This window comes from Planctobacterium sp. AWM4_229, assembly GCF_056160305.1.
Genome location: NZ_JBSWWX010000003.1, coordinates 116,015 through 131,150 on the forward strand (window position 1 = coordinate 116,015; position 15,136 = coordinate 131,150).

At 44.1% G+C, this 15,136-nt stretch carries 12 protein-coding genes; 9 read left to right on the forward strand and 3 right to left on the reverse strand.

The genetic code is table 11. The annotated features are described in order from the left end of the window. The first annotated feature begins 2 nt into the window (after positions 1–2). From ACXAGP_RS06830 to ACXAGP_RS06855, 6 genes are all read left to right on the forward strand, one after another. Positions 3–674 carry a fumarylacetoacetate hydrolase family protein gene (locus ACXAGP_RS06830; RefSeq protein WP_475260382.1) on the forward strand — a complete coding sequence of 224 codons (672 nt, stop codon included), beginning with the start codon at positions 3–5 and terminating at the stop codon, positions 672–674. Further along, positions 675–1,166, forward strand: a complete 492-nt coding sequence (locus ACXAGP_RS06835) for a YcgN family cysteine cluster protein (protein ID WP_475260384.1) — start codon at positions 675–677, stop codon at positions 1,164–1,166. Between the two features lie 461 nt (positions 1,167–1,627). Next, positions 1,628–4,270, forward strand: a complete 2,643-nt coding sequence (locus ACXAGP_RS06840) for a TonB-dependent receptor plug domain-containing protein (RefSeq protein WP_475260385.1) — start codon at positions 1,628–1,630, stop codon at positions 4,268–4,270. 138 nt (positions 4,271–4,408) lie between these two features. Beyond that, on the forward strand, positions 4,409–5,005 hold the full coding sequence (locus ACXAGP_RS06845; protein ID WP_475260386.1) for an RNA polymerase sigma factor: 597 nt from the start codon (positions 4,409–4,411) through the stop codon (positions 5,003–5,005). A 3-nt stretch (positions 5,006–5,008) separates the two neighbouring features. Continuing rightward, on the forward strand, positions 5,009–6,082 hold the full coding sequence (locus ACXAGP_RS06850) for a FecR family protein (protein WP_475260388.1): 1,074 nt from the start codon (positions 5,009–5,011) through the stop codon (positions 6,080–6,082). A 210-nt stretch (positions 6,083–6,292) separates the two neighbouring features. After that, positions 6,293–9,196, forward strand: coding sequence for a TonB-dependent receptor domain-containing protein (locus tag ACXAGP_RS06855; RefSeq protein ID WP_475260389.1), 2,904 nt, complete (start codon positions 6,293–6,295; stop codon positions 9,194–9,196). Between the two features lie 143 nt (positions 9,197–9,339). Here the strand turns inward: ACXAGP_RS06855 and dsbB are convergent, their stop codons facing one another. Both dsbB and nhaB read right to left on the reverse strand, forming a co-directional pair. After that, on the reverse strand, positions 9,340–9,855 hold the full coding sequence (dsbB, locus tag ACXAGP_RS06860; RefSeq protein WP_475260946.1) for a disulfide bond formation protein DsbB: 516 nt from the start codon (positions 9,853–9,855) through the stop codon (positions 9,340–9,342). A gap of 103 nt (positions 9,856–9,958) precedes the next feature. Then, on the reverse strand, positions 9,959–11,536 hold the full coding sequence (gene nhaB, locus ACXAGP_RS06865; protein WP_475260390.1) for a sodium/proton antiporter NhaB: 1,578 nt from the start codon (positions 11,534–11,536) through the stop codon (positions 9,959–9,961). Between the two features lie 419 nt (positions 11,537–11,955). Here nhaB and fadR point away from each other — a divergent pair, with 419 nt between their 5' ends. From fadR to ACXAGP_RS06880, 3 genes are all read left to right on the forward strand, one after another. Next, positions 11,956–12,681 (forward strand): fatty acid metabolism transcriptional regulator FadR, encoded by a 726-nt coding sequence (gene fadR, locus ACXAGP_RS06870; RefSeq protein ID WP_475260391.1) that lies wholly within the window; start codon positions 11,956–11,958, stop codon positions 12,679–12,681. Positions 12,682–12,904: 223 nt separating this feature from the next. Beyond that, complete coding sequence (locus tag ACXAGP_RS06875; RefSeq protein WP_475260393.1) at positions 12,905–13,258, forward strand: phasin-related domain-containing protein; 354 nt, start codon at positions 12,905–12,907, stop codon at positions 13,256–13,258. A 70-nt stretch (positions 13,259–13,328) separates the two neighbouring features. Beyond that, positions 13,329–13,877, forward strand: coding sequence for a hypothetical protein (locus ACXAGP_RS06880; protein ID WP_475260394.1), 549 nt, complete (start codon positions 13,329–13,331; stop codon positions 13,875–13,877). 73 nt (positions 13,878–13,950) lie between these two features. Here ACXAGP_RS06880 and ACXAGP_RS06885 read toward each other — a convergent pair whose 3' ends face one another. After that, on the reverse strand, positions 13,951–15,057 hold the full coding sequence (locus ACXAGP_RS06885; protein WP_475260395.1) for a GGDEF domain-containing protein: 1,107 nt from the start codon (positions 15,055–15,057) through the stop codon (positions 13,951–13,953). Positions 15,058–15,136: the final 79 nt, after the last annotated feature.

The window sequence follows — 15,136 nt, forward strand, 5'->3', positions numbered from 1 at the left end:
CTATGTATCGTCATTTATTTGAACAGGGTGGTTATGCTGAACTACCAGCGGGGAAAATTGTTTGTGTGGGGCGAAACTACGCTGAACATATTGCAGAGCTGAATAACGAAACACCTGATGAACCTTTATTGTTTATGAAAGGCAGTAATGCCCTTGTGTCCTTTAGTGATACGCTATTTATTCCACCGAACGCATTGTGCCATAACGAGATAGAGTTGGCCTTTTTAATTGCTCAGCCACTCACTCGCGCCAGCGCAGAACAAGCTCATGCGGCTATCGCGGGAGTTGGGCTGGCACTTGATCTAACGCTTCGGGATAAACAGTCAGAATTGCGAGCTAAAGGACTACCTTGGGAGCGGGCCAAAGCGTTTGATGGTAGCTGTCCTGTAAGTGCTTTTATTCCTGCGGGGCAATTGGATTTACAGCGAGAACTGAACTTTACTTTTTGGGTCAATGATGAATTACGTCAGCAAGGGTGTTCGACACAAATGATTTGGTCATGGCCAGCCTTAATCGCTCATGTTTCAAATGTTTTTAGTCTTTGCCCCGGAGATGTTGTTTTAACGGGAACCCCTAAAGGTGTCGGTCCGTTAAATCACGGCGACAAGCTCAAAGCATCGTTAAACGACACATTATTTTGTACGGCGCAGGTGCAGCAGGAAGAGAGTCGCTAAATGAGCGCTTTTTGGGAAGAAAAATCACTGGCAGAGATGTCCCAGCAGGAATGGGAGGCCATTTGTGATGGTTGTGGCAAATGCTGCTTGCACAAGTTTATCGATGATGAAAACGCTGACGTGCCTGAAACCACAGATGTTATCGCAGAACACGAAACCGTTGAATTTACCAACGTGGTTTGTGATTACCTCAATACTAAAACCTGCTCCTGCACTCAATATGAGCAACGCACCGTTCTGGTTCCCGATTGTGTGCAGCTCACCAAAGAAAATTTAAAAGATATTTTTTATATGCCGCCTAGTTGCAGTTACCGTCGTTTGGAGGAGGGCAAAGGCTTACCTTCCTGGCATCCTCTGTTAAATCGCAATAAAAAAACGGCGATGCACAGAGCCGAAATGTCGGTGCGAGGGAAAACGGTGTTTGAGCATCAGGTAGACCCTGAAAAATACGAAGATTACATCGTTACCTGGCCACTAAATGACATTGATTAGTGACAATGCCAATTGCCATTAATAAAACTGTTCCCTACATAATAAGCGATGTTACCAGGTGCGAAATCAACATGAATGTCGATTGACAGCAGTTCTAATCTAAATACCTGAAAAATGTTACCAAAGATTGCGTTTGAGGGTTCTTCGTTGCATTTTAATAAAATGCAAGGTCACTCCTAAAGGAAGAGTGGGGTCATCCATAACCCCCATAACAAGCGTGTTTTAAGGTTGTTTTTAGTGTGTTCCATAGTGTCTAGACAAATCAAAATTACAGATCCTCCATCAAAAAAAATATATTTTTGTTTTTACTAAAAAGTGTTTGTTTTAGCGGGTTTATGTGGCTATAACTAGTCTGCTACTTGGTGTTTTTCCCGGTGGCAGGAAAATAAAATCGTGCAAATCAAAAACACACATGTGCCTTCACAAGGTGCATAAACACTTAGAAAATTTGGAACACAGCTATGAACAGTCAACTATCAAAACTAAGCAAATGCATTCGTTTTGTGACAATGTCTTCATTGGCAGCGTCAATCACTGCAGTGCCAGCAGTAATGGCACAAGAAGCAAGCGAAAACGCAGATAACGTAGAAAAAATCGCCGTTGTAGGTACGCGTTCAGCACCACGTTCAGTGGGCGAGTCAGCGGTACCAGTAGACATTATTTCTGAAGAAGAATTCCGCAATCAGGGCTCTACCGATATGGTATCCATGATGCAAGCGGCAGTGCCTTCTTTTAACGTAAACGAGCAGCCAATCAACGATGCGTCTACTTTGGTGCGTCCTGCGAACTTACGTGGTATGGCTTCGGACCATACATTAGTACTGATGAATGGTAAGCGTCGTCACCGCTCTTCTGTAATCACTTTCCTGGGCGGCGGTTTATCAGATGGTGCTCAAGGCCCGGATATCTCAGTAATTCCTTCAATTGCATTAAAGCAAGTTGAAGTTCTACGTGACGGTGCGGCTGCACAGTACGGTTCGGATGCGATTGCCGGGGTTATCAACTTTGCCTTAAAAGACGACTCTGAAGGCGGAAGTATGGAAGCGCGCTATGGCTCCTATTATGAGGGTGATGGTGACATGATGATGATTTCTGGTAACGTCGGTTTGCCGTTCACCAGTGATGGTTTCTTAAACCTGAGTTACGAATATCGCGAATCTGATGATACCTCTCGTAGTGTCCAGCGTGATGATGCGGCAGCACTCATTGCCGGTGGTAATACTAATGTTGCTAATCCAGCGCAAATTTGGGGTAACCCGGAAGTTAGTGGCGACATCAAGTTTGTATTCAATGGTGGCCTTGAGCTAAACAATACTGACTCCGCTTATTTCTTCGGTAACTACGCCGAGCGTGAAGTAGACGGTGGTTTCTACTTCCGTAATCCACACACTCGTGGTGGTGTTTATGACGGCGGTACCGATGCCGATGGTAATCAGCTTCTGTTAGTCGCAGATGTTACTGGTGACATGTCTGGTAACTGTCCGACAGATATCATCGTTGGTGCAAACGTGCTTGATAACCCACGTTATCAATCTGAAGTGGCTAACAACCCTGATTGTTTTGCTTTTAACGAATTGTTCCCAGGCGGTTTTACCCCGCGCTTCGGTGGTAAAATTCAAGACGCTTCAATTGTCGTGGGCACAAAAGGCGAGTTCGGTGATGAAATTAACTACGATATCAGCGCCTATGTTGGTATGAACGAAGTGGACTTCGCCATCCGCAACACGATTAACCCTTCATTGGGCCCAGATACCCCGACGTCCTTTAAACCAGGTCGTTACATCCAGTCAGAGCAAAGCTTTAACATCGATTTGAACAAGTCTTTCGACGTTGGATTAGAAGAGCCTCTGTTCTTAGCGGGTGGTATTGAATACCGCAATGAGTCTTATGAATCCATCGCAGGTGATGCTAAGTCTTATGAAGTTGGGCCTTATGCGGCACAAGGTTTCGGTATCGGCTCAAATGGTTTCCCTGGCTTAAACGCAAAATTCCAGGGTAAAGAAAGCCGTAACAGCGTGGCTTTATACCTGGATTCAGAAACCTATCTGACCGAAGATTTCATGGTTGGCGCGGCCATCCGTTTTGAAGACTTCTCTGATTTTGGTAACACCACTAAAGGTAAATTGTCAGCGCGCTGGCAGATGACTGAAGATTGGGCATTGCGTGGTGCAGTTGCCACAGGCTTTAAAGCACCTACCATTGGCCAAAGTAATGTACGTAACGTAACCACAGCATTTGCACCAGGTGGCTTGCAAGATCAGGCGACATTACCGCCAACTGATCCAATTGCGCAGCAAAAAGGCGCCACACCTCTAACGCCAGAAGAAAGCACCAGCTTTAGCTTTGGTTTAGTAGGACAGTTGGATAATGGTCTGTTTATTACTATGGATTATTACAACATTGAGCTGGAAGACCGTTTAACCACAACGTCTGCGTTGGCGTTATCCGATGCCGATATCGCAGCACTTGTAGCTAACGGCGTGACTGATGCCAGCAGCTTCAGCTCAGTTAAGTTCTTCACCAATGACTTTACCACTACGACACAAGGTGTTGACCTTGTCGCTAACTACACCATGGAAATGCTGGGTGGCGATACGGTGTTCTCATTGGCTTACAACTGGACGGAAACGGAAGTTGACTCAGTTAAAGCGACGAATGTAAATACTGGTGCGGTAAGAGAAATCAGCCCGGATCAGATTGACAACATCGCTGCTGATGAACGTGTGAACATTAATGCCGCGCGTATCGAGATGATCGAAGACAACTTGCCTGGTACTCGTTACAGCCTGACCGCTAACCACACAAATGGTGATTGGCGTGTAATGGCTCGTATGAACTACTTCGGCAGTATCTATGAGGATCACCTGGACTCAGGCGGTGACCTGGACATTTATTTAGGTTCAGAAATCACAGTTGATTTGGAATTGGGTTACACAGTGAACGATTCTTTAAGCTTTGTATTAGGCGCGAAGAATGCATTTGATGAGTACCCTGATGAGAATACTCAATGGGATACTGAAGTAGCAGGTGCACAATACCCTGTAACTTCACCTATTGGTATCAACGGTGGTTTCTACTATGTAAGAGCCATGTATAATTTCTAAAAAAGTGTTTTCCCTGACACTGATGTAAATGGGGGCTTATGCCCCCATTTTACCCAAGTAGTCACTTCTTATTGCCATACCGAGAAAATGCAAAGCAGCCCTCGTTATCGCAATAAGTGGTACGTGAAAAGAAGAGCAATGGCAAAAACGTCAAACATTACCCAGGTATACTTAAAATATCGCTCGCAGTTGCGGCGTGCGGTGAGTGGTATTGTCAGCTCAGAGGAAGTGGATGATATCGTCCAGGAAACCTGGTTAAAGAGTTACGAAGCCGAACTAAAACAAGAAATTCAGTTTGAAAAAACCTACATGTTAAAAACCGCAAGGAACCTTGCATTGAATCATGTGTCAAAAGCTGCTGAAAAATACAATCTTTCAATGGAAGAACTCGACGAGCAAGATGGCATATTTGCAGGAACACAGCTGGAAAAGCAAGTGGAAAGCAAAGAGCGTTTTTTGCATTTTTGTCGGGCAACTGATCACTTATCACCGGAAGTGAAACGGGTTTTTTTATTAAAGAAAGTCTATGAATTAAGTCAGCGGGAAATCGCTGAACATTTACAGATAAGCGAAAGCACGGTTGAGAAACACGTGGCCAAAGGGTTACATCTCTGCGCCAGGTATTTAGCTAACCATCAAACCGCCCAAGATGGTGGGCAACAAACAAAGTCTGGTAAGCGTCGAGTGACTGACTCCAAAACGTCACTGTCTGCATTTTTTGGGCGTGGTAAATAAGTTATGAATAATGTGACCCCACTTGTTTCCAAAGACAAGATTCAGGAACAAGCTTGTGAATGGATAAGCCGTATTGACAGAGGCTTGAGTGAGCAAGAACGGATTAAATTGACTCAATGGGCAGCGCAGAGTGCACAATATCAAACTGCATTGTTTGAGATGGCATCGCTTTGGGACGATTTGAGTGTCATGCACGAATTAAGTGGTTTGTTTCCACTGGCTGAGAAATTATCAGCGGAGCGTCACGGCAATGGTTATGGTGCTTATGCTAAAAAGCCTTGGTTTGCCACGGCAGCGAGTCTCTTTTTACTTTGTGCTCTCTTCTTAGTTTGGATGCAAGTAGACCCTTCTCATGTATCTCAACAGCAGCAATTACAGGCTAAGATGGTATATGTTACATCTGTGGGGGAGCAAAAAACCATTCCATTGTCCGACGGTTCGTTTGTGGCATTAAATACGAATAGCGCTATTGAAGTGCAGATGACGGACACATTGCGTCACATAGAAGTGACAAAAGGTGAAGCCCATTTTGAAGTGGCCTCTGATGCTGAGCGTCCTTTTGTGGTCTCTGCTGGCCAAAATAAGGTAACAGCAATTGGTACCGCGTTTAACGTGCAGCTACTGGAGGATAAACGTTTTGAGTTACTAGTGACTGAGGGCAAAGTACTGGTATCTGAAAAAAATCAATCCATGCCTGAAAATATTCAAAAACTTAAATCTGACGACTTTACGGCTTTGGGAACCATCATGGTTTCGGGAGATACAGCGGTGTTTGACGGACAGTTTGCACAGCCACTGATGCGTTTGTCGTTGGACCAGGTACAAAGGAATTTATCATGGCAGCAGGGAATGTTAGTTTTCCAGGGCGAAACGCTGGAAAATGCCATTAAAGAGATGAACCGTTACTCAGCGAATCAATTTGTATTGCGCGATGAAAGTATTAAATCTCGTCGTGTTGCTGGCTATTTTAAAGTAGGCGATACCGATGGTTTATTGCATGCATTGAAAAATAACTTTTCGATCGAATATGAAAAACAAGGCGATGCGATCTTTTTACAGGCTGCAGAAACACGGTAAAAAGTTGCGGTTGCTATTATAAATTAGCAAGCGTTTTCTAAGTTTTTTTGCTAATGTTCCAGCCACAAAAAAAGAAAAAAACTATCAGAATTGCTGGGATACGAGAAAGCACAAATGCAACTGGAAGGGGGAACGAGTTCACTGTCCGTTAGAGAATGGTGCTCAAGTGCTCTCCGTGGCTTTTTGTGTCTGTCCTTTATCTGTCTGAGCATGTGTTTTAGCGCTCTGGCCAGTGCCTCCGAAAAAATTCACTTCGATATTCCCGCGTTACCCGCAAATAAAGCGCTTACCGAATTCGCCTTGCAAGCAAACATTACTTTGCTATTTCCTTATGACCTGGCTGAGCAGGAAAGCTCAAATGCACTGCAGGGTGAGTACAGTATTGAGTTAGGCATTGTTAAATTGTTAGAAGGAACCGGCCTTTATCCCGTTACAGGAGATGACGGACAATTGAGCGTTCGCCCCATTCGGCATGTTGCAGCCAAATACACCACTGCAACACCGGTTAGAACGGAATATGATATCGAAGGCGATGAGCGTTCCAGTTATAAGATTGAATTACAGGAAACTTATATTGAGAAAATCGCAATTGTAGGAACCCGCACTACACCGCGCAATGCTATTGAGTCTTCTGTACCGCTAGATGTGATTTCCGCTGCAGACATGCGCAGACAGGGGAATACTGACATGCTATCGATGCTGTCAAAGCTGATCCCTTCATTTAATGTTAATGATCAACCCATCAACGACGCATCAACTCTCATCAGGCCAGCAAACTTGCGAGGAATGGCGTCTGACCATACATTGGTGCTGATCAATGGCAAGCGCCGCCATCGCTCTGCTGTGATCACATTTCTTGGTGGCGGTCTGTCTGACGGTGCACAAGGACCAGACATTGCAGCGATTCCCATTTCCGGTATCAAACAAGTTGGGGTACTGCGCGATGGGGCTTCGGCGCAGTATGGTTCGGATGCGATTGCGGGCGTGTTAAATTTTGCTTTAAAGGATGACGACGTTGGCGGAATGTTTGAAGCCCGAATAGCCCAGTACTATGAAAATGATGGGGAAGCGGTGCAACTGCTCGCCAATCGCGGCTTTAGTTTAGGAGATAACGGTTTTCTTAACTTGAGCGCAGAGTCTATTCACAAAGAGCCTACCAGTCGATCAGTGCAAAGAGATGATGCTGAATTGTTGGCAAATAATGGCTTACAAGTCAGAGACCCGGCACAAATTTGGGGCACGCCGAAAACTCATTATGATGCCAAGCTGATGGCAAATATGGGCTATGAGCTGACAACTGATCAGCAACTCTATGGTTTTTTGAACATGGCTCAGAGGAAAGTGGAAGGTGGTTTCTTCTATCGCAACCCACAAACTCGTGCAGGAGTGAACACCATTCCCATTTTTGACGGCATGTCAATTCCCGGTAACGATTTTAATGAATTCGTGATGCCTGCTGCATATCAGTGGATTGTACTGGATCTGACTCCAGAAGATGGGGTTGGCTGCCCTCAATTAACTTATCAGCATGACACATTGTTGCACCTGACCCCTGAATATCAGCAGGTATTTTCCGATCCCAACTGCTTTGCTTTTAACGAAGTTTATCCCGCGGGTTTCACTCCACAGTTTGGCGGTGTGGTAAAAGATGCCTTTGTGGTGGCAGGTATATCCGGCGAGTTTAACGGCGGCTGGGAATATGATGCTAGTTTGTCCTTGGGCTATTCCTCTGTTGACTACTTTTTGAATGACTCGCTTAATCCTTCATTGGGACCGGCGTCCCCTACGTCATTTCGGCCAGGGGGAGCGCGTCAAATTGAAAAGGGATTTAATTTTGATTTAAAGAAATCCCTTGATGTTGGTTTTTACGATGAAGTTAGCCTCGCCGCTGGGATTGAATGGCGTAGAGAAAATTACCAACAAGTGGCTGGAGATACGGCTTCCTGGATTACTGGTCCTTATGCGCTTACCGCGGAATCAAGACAAACCACCGGTTTAACGATTGGCTCAAACGGCTTTCCCGGATATCGACCCGAATCGGCAGGTGATTGGGGCAGAGGTAATTGGGCTACCTATATCGAATTGGAAAGTTGGGTGACGGAAAACTTGCTGTTAAACGGCTCTTTGCGTTTCGAAGATTACACAGATTTTGGTACAACGCTTGATGGGAAAGTGTCATTTTTAGCGCAAGCCAATAAGCATCTCGCATTACGTGGTTCAATCAACAGTGGCTTCAAAGCGCCAACTGTGGGGCAAAGTAATGTGATAAACGTTACCACCGCATTTTATGAGAATCAGCTACAAGATCAGGCCACTTTACCGCCCACACACCCGATTAGTATTCAGGTGGGAGCTACACCCCTGGAGCCTGAAGAATCCATTAATCTTAGTTTTGGTATTGTTGGCCAGATTGCAAAACAGTTTTATTTTACTGTTGATTATTTTCAGATTGATTTAAAGGATCGCATCAGCACCACTTCGGGCATTGCCTTAACCGATGCCGATTTAACTGAGTTGGTGGCACAAGGTATCTCCGATGCGGACCGATTTGCCTCCATCAAATATTTCACCAATGATTTCGACACTCAGACTCAGGGCATTGACTGGGTGATGAATTATGTGACCCAAATTAAAGGCGTGCAGACCCAGTTTTCATTTAACTATAACTGGACCAAAACCGCTGTTGAAAGGGTGTCACTGTATACTCGCAGAGATGTTAACGGCGAGCTAGTTACTGAATCTAATCTGACGCCGCAGCGTATCCGCATGATAGAACAAAATATTCCTCGCCATCGGGCTTCTTTGGCACTCAGCCAAACCTGGGATGACTTTGATTCTCTGCTCAGGTTTAACTATTACTCGGGATATTATGAAGATCACCTGGATGCCTCTTCAGGCTTTGATATTTACGCCGGCGAAGAAGTGACTATTGATATTGAGTTAGGATATCAGTTTGCACCTGACTGGTCTTTTATCCTTGGTGCAAATAACTTGTTGGATAACCGTCCAGACGACAACCCTTGGGCCGGAAGGGCGGGGGCGTTATACCCGTCAACTTCGCCTATGGGTATTAACGGCGGTTTATGGTACGCCCGCCTTTTACATCAATTCTAGGCTTCTAAAAATAAGCTTCCGCCGCAAAATTTTGGGGGATTAGGTCTTTGCTAGCTCGAGCTTATTGGCTTAATCGAAGGTTACCAAATAGCTATCTATACACGCATGCACCACAACAACAAATGGTTATGGTGTAGTTGCTTCTAAAAGCGTCTTTGAACTAGCAATCTTGGTACCAGCATGGCCACAAAAAGCAGACTGTAAATACCAAATAGAATGATCATCCATTGTGGCATTGAAAAGTGCAAAAACTGCCAGTCAATATTGCCACAGTCGCCTGTAGCCGCAAAAAAGGCGGGTATCCAATCGTGTAGAGGTAAAAACGAAGGAAAATTAGGGACTATCTCACAAGAGGCAAAAAACGGATTGGGGTCCATTTGAATGTCCACATGTTCAATTGCGATCAAAAGCCCCCATATGGATGACAATCCCCATAACATAAAAGCCAACAACCGGGTGCCAAAATGGTTGTAGAAAAACGGAATCAGACCGGCAAACAGGATCCCAAGCATAGCCGTGCGCTGGTAAATACACATGATACAAGGGGCAAGTCCCATACTATATTGGAAGAATAAGGCCGTAATCTCAAAGCCAAGGGCACTCAACCAAAGGGCACCCCAAGCACTTTTTTCATCAGGGAATTTGCTTAATAGTTCCAGCACTGTCTGTTCTCATTATTTTTTGCGAATTATAAACTGGTATGCATAAAAAAAGCACCTGCAATGAGGTGCTTTACGTAATAATTTGTGTCTTTAAGTTGGTCTAGTGTCCACCAACTTCTCCTAATGTACCACTGTGGTGATTAATCCAATGCATTTCGTAGAACCATTCAGTCATGTCATACAGATTAAAGTAAACAGCCAGTAATCCCACTATTGTCAGTACGATGGTGTAGGGCAGTGCCATGTACACCATTTTGCCGTAAGACAATCTCAATAGCGGAGCCAGCGCTGAAGTTAACAAAAACAGGAAGGCTGCTTGCCCATTTGGTGTCGCCACGCTGGGCAGGTTCGTACCAGTATTAATCGCCACCGCTAGCATGTCATATTGGTCACGTGTGATTTCACCAGCTTTCAACGCATTACCTACTTCAGTAATATAAACGGAGCCAACAAATACATTGTCACTCACCATGGATAACACTCCATTGGCCATGTAAAACACCAATAATTGTGTTTTACCTTCAAATGTAAGTACCCATTGGATTACCGGGATAAAGAGTTTTTGATCAATGATTACTGCAACTACGCCAAAGAATACGCAAAGCAGCGCAGTAAAAGGCAGCGCTTCTTCGAATGCGTGGCCAATTTGATGCTCTTCAATAACGCCGCAAAATGCGGTAGCGAGTACGATGATGGACAATCCGATTAAGCCTACAGCAGCCAGGTGCATACCCAAGCCAATAACCAACCAAATTGCGATGAGAGATTGAATAAACAGTTTGGCTCTGTCTTTATCAGTTCTTTGTTCGTCCAGGTGTTCGCTATAGTTTACCAGGATTTCTCTTACTGAAGCCGGAAGCTGAGCGCCATAACTGAACATTTTTGTTTTTTCTAGCACGGCAGTTGTAATTAATCCGGCGATAAATACAGGGATGGTAATCGGGCTCATGCGAATGAAAAATTCTATAAAGCCCCAGCTTGCCTGTTGTGCAATAATCAGGTTTTGTGGTTCGCCCACCATGGTCATCACTCCACCGAGCGCGGTGCCAATAGCTGCGTGCATCATCAGGTTACGCAAAAAGGCGCGAAAGCTTTCAAGGTCGTCTCGCGTGGGGTGGTGCAATACATCATCATCGGTATGGTCGTGATCGCTGTGGAAAGATTTGCCGGAAGCCACTTTGTGATAAATGGAATAAAAACCGGTAGCAACAGCAATAATGACAGCAACAACAGTCAAGGCATCGAGAAACGCCGAGAGTATCGCAGATGAAGCACAAAAGGCGATGGACAATGCAACTTTACTTTTAACCTTTATAACCAACTTGGTAAATACATGCAGTAGCAGGTCCTTCATAAAATAGATGCCTGCCACCATAAAAACCAAAAGTAGCAACACTTCGATATTGACAATGATTTCGTGGCGCATCATCTCAGGAGACGTCATGCCAATGGCGAGTGCCTCGATAAGTAACAAGCCTCCCGGCTGTAACGGGTAGCACTTAAGTGCCATGGCGAGAGTAAAAATAAACTCCATCACCAGGGCCCAGCCCGCGATGTAGGGATTTAGGGCAAAAAGAAAGGGGTTGATGATCAGAAACGCAATAATCGCCTTTTTGTACCAGCCAGGGGCATTCCCTAAGAAATTTTTGTATAAAGACCGGGATAGATTTTGGGTCATTGAAACCGTTCCTTTGTTGTTTCCGGAAAATTGTTCACTGTTTTAGAATGTGAGCCGCTAAAAAGCAAGGTCTAATCGCCCTACATTTGAGTTTAGTCATAAAAACGCTATTTTTTGCACAAACTACAACCTGTAAGCCTGTTACTTGCTGGAATTTTGTTAGACAAGTGAGCATTTAAAATCCGCTATAGGAGATATTAACTTTTGCTCTGGCTTTAATAAAAAACGCTTTGTGCAAATTGTTTATTGATTCACTCAGCATTCATTGTTAGCTTTAACATTGGAACTGGTATAACCTGTATGAGGAACCAGTTAAATTAATGCTTTCCGGTGAATTTAAGTAAAAAATGAGCATGACTGTTTTGCCCAAATACCGGAACAGACAGTAACGCCATAATAATAATTAGTGAGCGAGCTAAATGATTTATAAAGCGCAAAGCCCAGCGGGATTCGCAGAAGAATATATTGTAGAGTCCATCTGGAGTGGTCGATTCCCCCCTGGCACCATTTTACCTGCTGAACGTGAATTGTCTGAACTCATTGGAGTAACCCGCACGACATTGCGGGAGGTTTTACAGAGATTGGCACGGGATGGTTGGCTAACCATTCAGCATGGTAAACCCACCCGAGTTAATGATTTTTGGGAAACTTGTGGTCTTAATATTCTTGAAGCATTGGCGAGGCTTAACGAGGATGGTATTCCAAAACTCGTTGATGACCTGTTAGCTGCTCGCACCAATGTGAGCATGTTGTTTATTAGAGCTGCCATTAAGAATGCCAATGAAAAGGTAGTAGAACTGCTGGAGCCCGAGCTGGAAAAGTCTAGTGAGTGGTTAGCCGGTGATGGCCGAACTTTTGCTAACCTTGATTATCAGTTAACTCATGATCTTGCTTTGGCATCTGATAATAAAGTTTATGTCTTAATGATGAACGGCTTCAAAAATCTGTATTCCAGGATCGGTGGATTCTATTTTGAGCGCCTTAAGACCCGTGAGATTACACTGGGGTATTATCAGGAGCTTTTAAATCTTGCCAAAGACGGAAACTTTGATGGTGTTCCTGCCGTTGTGCGTCAATACGGTATCGATAGCGGTAAGTTATGGGCAGAAATCCGCAATGATTTACCCGCTGGACTGGTGGACTAAACCTGCAAAACTGCCTGAAACCCCACCTTGTTTTAGGCAGTACTTTCTAATTCTCTTCTTTAAATTCTCTCATATCAATTCTGAGCTGCAGTAAAACCGTTATAAAACAAATGTTTGTAAAATTTGTTGGGGTAAATCTGGGTTTAGTATGCGAATTCTAAAATATGTTCGTAAACTGTGCAGCATCAAATAACGAATCAACCACAAACTGAGGATTCAGAAAATGACTAAACTTGAAAACATTAAATCAAAAGTAAACGACGCTGAAGAATTTGCACGTAAAATCTGGTTAGCAGGTCTTGGTGCTTACGGTAAGAGCCTTGACGAAGTACAAAGCAACTTCGAAAAAATGAATACTGAAGCAACTAAAGTATTCGACGAGTTAGTAAACAAAGGTGAAGCTTTAGAAACTGAAGCAAAAGGCAAGTTCAAAGAAAAAGCAAACATCGAAGCGCGTGTTGCTGAAGTTCGCAAAAAGTTAGGTTTGGACAAGCAGTCTGACGAAGACAAAATTGCTGAGCTTTCTGCAAAAATCGACGCATTGACTGACGTTGTTGCTAAGCTGTCTGCTAAGTAATTAAATTTGTGATAGAGAGCCCGGCTCTCTATCACTCTGGTTTTGCTTACCCAATAGACGGGAGTGTTTCATGAGTACTGTAAAGAACGTAGAGAAGGCTGGCCGTCAGTTTTGGTTAGCAGGGTTAGGAGCGTGTTTGCTTGGTAAAGAATACGCAGTCAAAAAAATGGATGAACTGTTTGAAGGAACTAACTCACTGGTAAATGGTGTGCTTTCAAAAGGCGCAACAATGGAAGGTGAATTGAAAACCAAACTTCAATCTGGCTTTGCTCAAGACGAAAAGATTCTTGAGTTGCGCGAGAAGCTTGGTCTCAACAAAGAAAGCAAACAGGACAAAATTGCACGTTTGGCCGCAAAGGTTGACGCGTTAACTGAGATTGTTGCCACTCTCACAGTTAAAACTGAAGAGACAAAAGCCAAAACATCGGCTGCGTCTAAAACTCAGGAAGCGGCTGCACCTGCACCAAAACCGGCTGCTAAGCGTACCACGGCACGCAAGCCTCGCGCTGCTGCGTCTAAGACAACGTCTTCTGCTGCTGCACCTAAGCCTGCAGCACGTCGCACGACTACCAGAAAGACGACGTCTCAGACCAAACAGAGCAAAACAGATTCAGAGTAGTAGATTATCCATTTGCTCATTGTGGATAATTCCTGCAACCCTCCCATGTGGAGGGTTTTTTATTTTCTGCGATTTACGATGCCATTGTTGCGTCATAAATTACCACCTGGTTGCGGCCATGGTGTTTAGCACAATACAAAGCTTTGTCAGCCTGACAAATCGCTTCATCAATTGACACCTCGCTTGTAAGCATTGTAATTCCAAAGCTCATTGTTATCTGTTGCTCTGTTGGTAACATTGGAAACTTGTGTTGGCTCAACTTTGTTCGAATCAGGTTGCCAAGTATCTCAGCTTGCTCGAGTCCGGTTTCAGGTAAAACAAACAAAAATTCTTCTCCTCCCCAACGAGCTACCAGGTCCTGTTTTCGGATGGCATTTAAAATGAGTTGCGCCGTTTCAATTAATACTCTATCACCACAATCGTGGCCGTATTCGTCGTTAACTCGCTTAAACTTATCAATATCACAAAGCATTATGGCTAATAATTGGTGATGTCGTTCGGCCCTGGCGATTTCGCGAGCAAGATAATTTTGTAGATAACGCCGATTAGGTAATCCCGTAAGTTGGTCATGCAACGCCAGATAGTTGTTTTTTTGATTGAGCTCCTGAATGGTATTAAAGTTTTGTTGGCGGGTGTATTCATAGACAGCTGAAAACAAGATAGTAGTCACAAATGACAATACCAGACGCAGCTTATATTCAAAACTGTAGCTGGTGGCTAGCAATTGTTCATCGGGAAAAAACAGCAGCACGCACATGAAAATTACAAAAAGCCCCATTAATACTAAGCCATGTTGATGCCCGGCAAAGAATAGTGCCAGTGGCGGTAATATAAATATCCACAGTGGCCCGGTGTTGTCTATTCCACCGGTGATGATCAATATCGACATTAATATTGTTAATGAAATGATGAGCAGACAGGCTGGTATTATTTGGCTTTGGACCCTTTTTTCTGGAATCAAGGATGCTCTGGCTGCGATAAGTAAGATGCAAACACCCAAAATACACATACCCATCCAAAGACTGTGTTTATCTAATGCGTTAATGGCGAAACTCAAGGTAAGAACAACACCGAACAAGGTGAACAAATTGATCACGCAGATGCGGCGGTTAGCGTCCTCGTTCAAACGCTCCGAGCAACCTATCCTGAAAAGACCGGTGAGGTTTTTAACCCAATTCAAAGTGTAGTCTCTTAGTCGTAATTAAGTGGATTAGAACTAATTTCAATGAGTATGGTTCAGCACGCTGTTTTTCGCTAAT

What these genes read in the sequence shown, in the direction of transcription:
- ACXAGP_RS06855 (WP_475260389.1), top strand. Translation starts at nt 6,293, where the DNA reads ATGTGTTTTAGCGCTCTGGCCAGTGCCTCCGAAAAAATTCACTTCGAT.
- ACXAGP_RS06840 (WP_475260385.1), top strand. Translation starts at nt 1,628, where the DNA reads ATGAACAGTCAACTATCAAAACTAAGCAAATGCATTCGTTTTGTGACA.
- ACXAGP_RS06835 (WP_475260384.1), top strand. Translation starts at nt 675, where the DNA reads ATGAGCGCTTTTTGGGAAGAAAAATCACTGGCAGAGATGTCCCAGCAG.
- ACXAGP_RS06850 (WP_475260388.1), top strand. Translation starts at nt 5,009, where the DNA reads ATGAATAATGTGACCCCACTTGTTTCCAAAGACAAGATTCAGGAACAA.
- nhaB (WP_475260390.1), bottom strand. Translation starts at nt 11,536, where the DNA reads ATGACCCAAAATCTATCCCGGTCTTTATACAAAAATTTCTTAGGGAAT.
- fadR (WP_475260391.1), top strand. Translation starts at nt 11,956, where the DNA reads ATGATTTATAAAGCGCAAAGCCCAGCGGGATTCGCAGAAGAATATATT.
- ACXAGP_RS06880 (WP_475260394.1), top strand. Translation starts at nt 13,329, where the DNA reads ATGAGTACTGTAAAGAACGTAGAGAAGGCTGGCCGTCAGTTTTGGTTA.
- ACXAGP_RS06845 (WP_475260386.1), top strand. Translation starts at nt 4,409, where the DNA reads ATGGCAAAAACGTCAAACATTACCCAGGTATACTTAAAATATCGCTCG.
- ACXAGP_RS06875 (WP_475260393.1), top strand. Translation starts at nt 12,905, where the DNA reads ATGACTAAACTTGAAAACATTAAATCAAAAGTAAACGACGCTGAAGAA.
- ACXAGP_RS06830 (WP_475260382.1), top strand. Translation starts at nt 3, where the DNA reads ATGTATCGTCATTTATTTGAACAGGGTGGTTATGCTGAACTACCAGCG.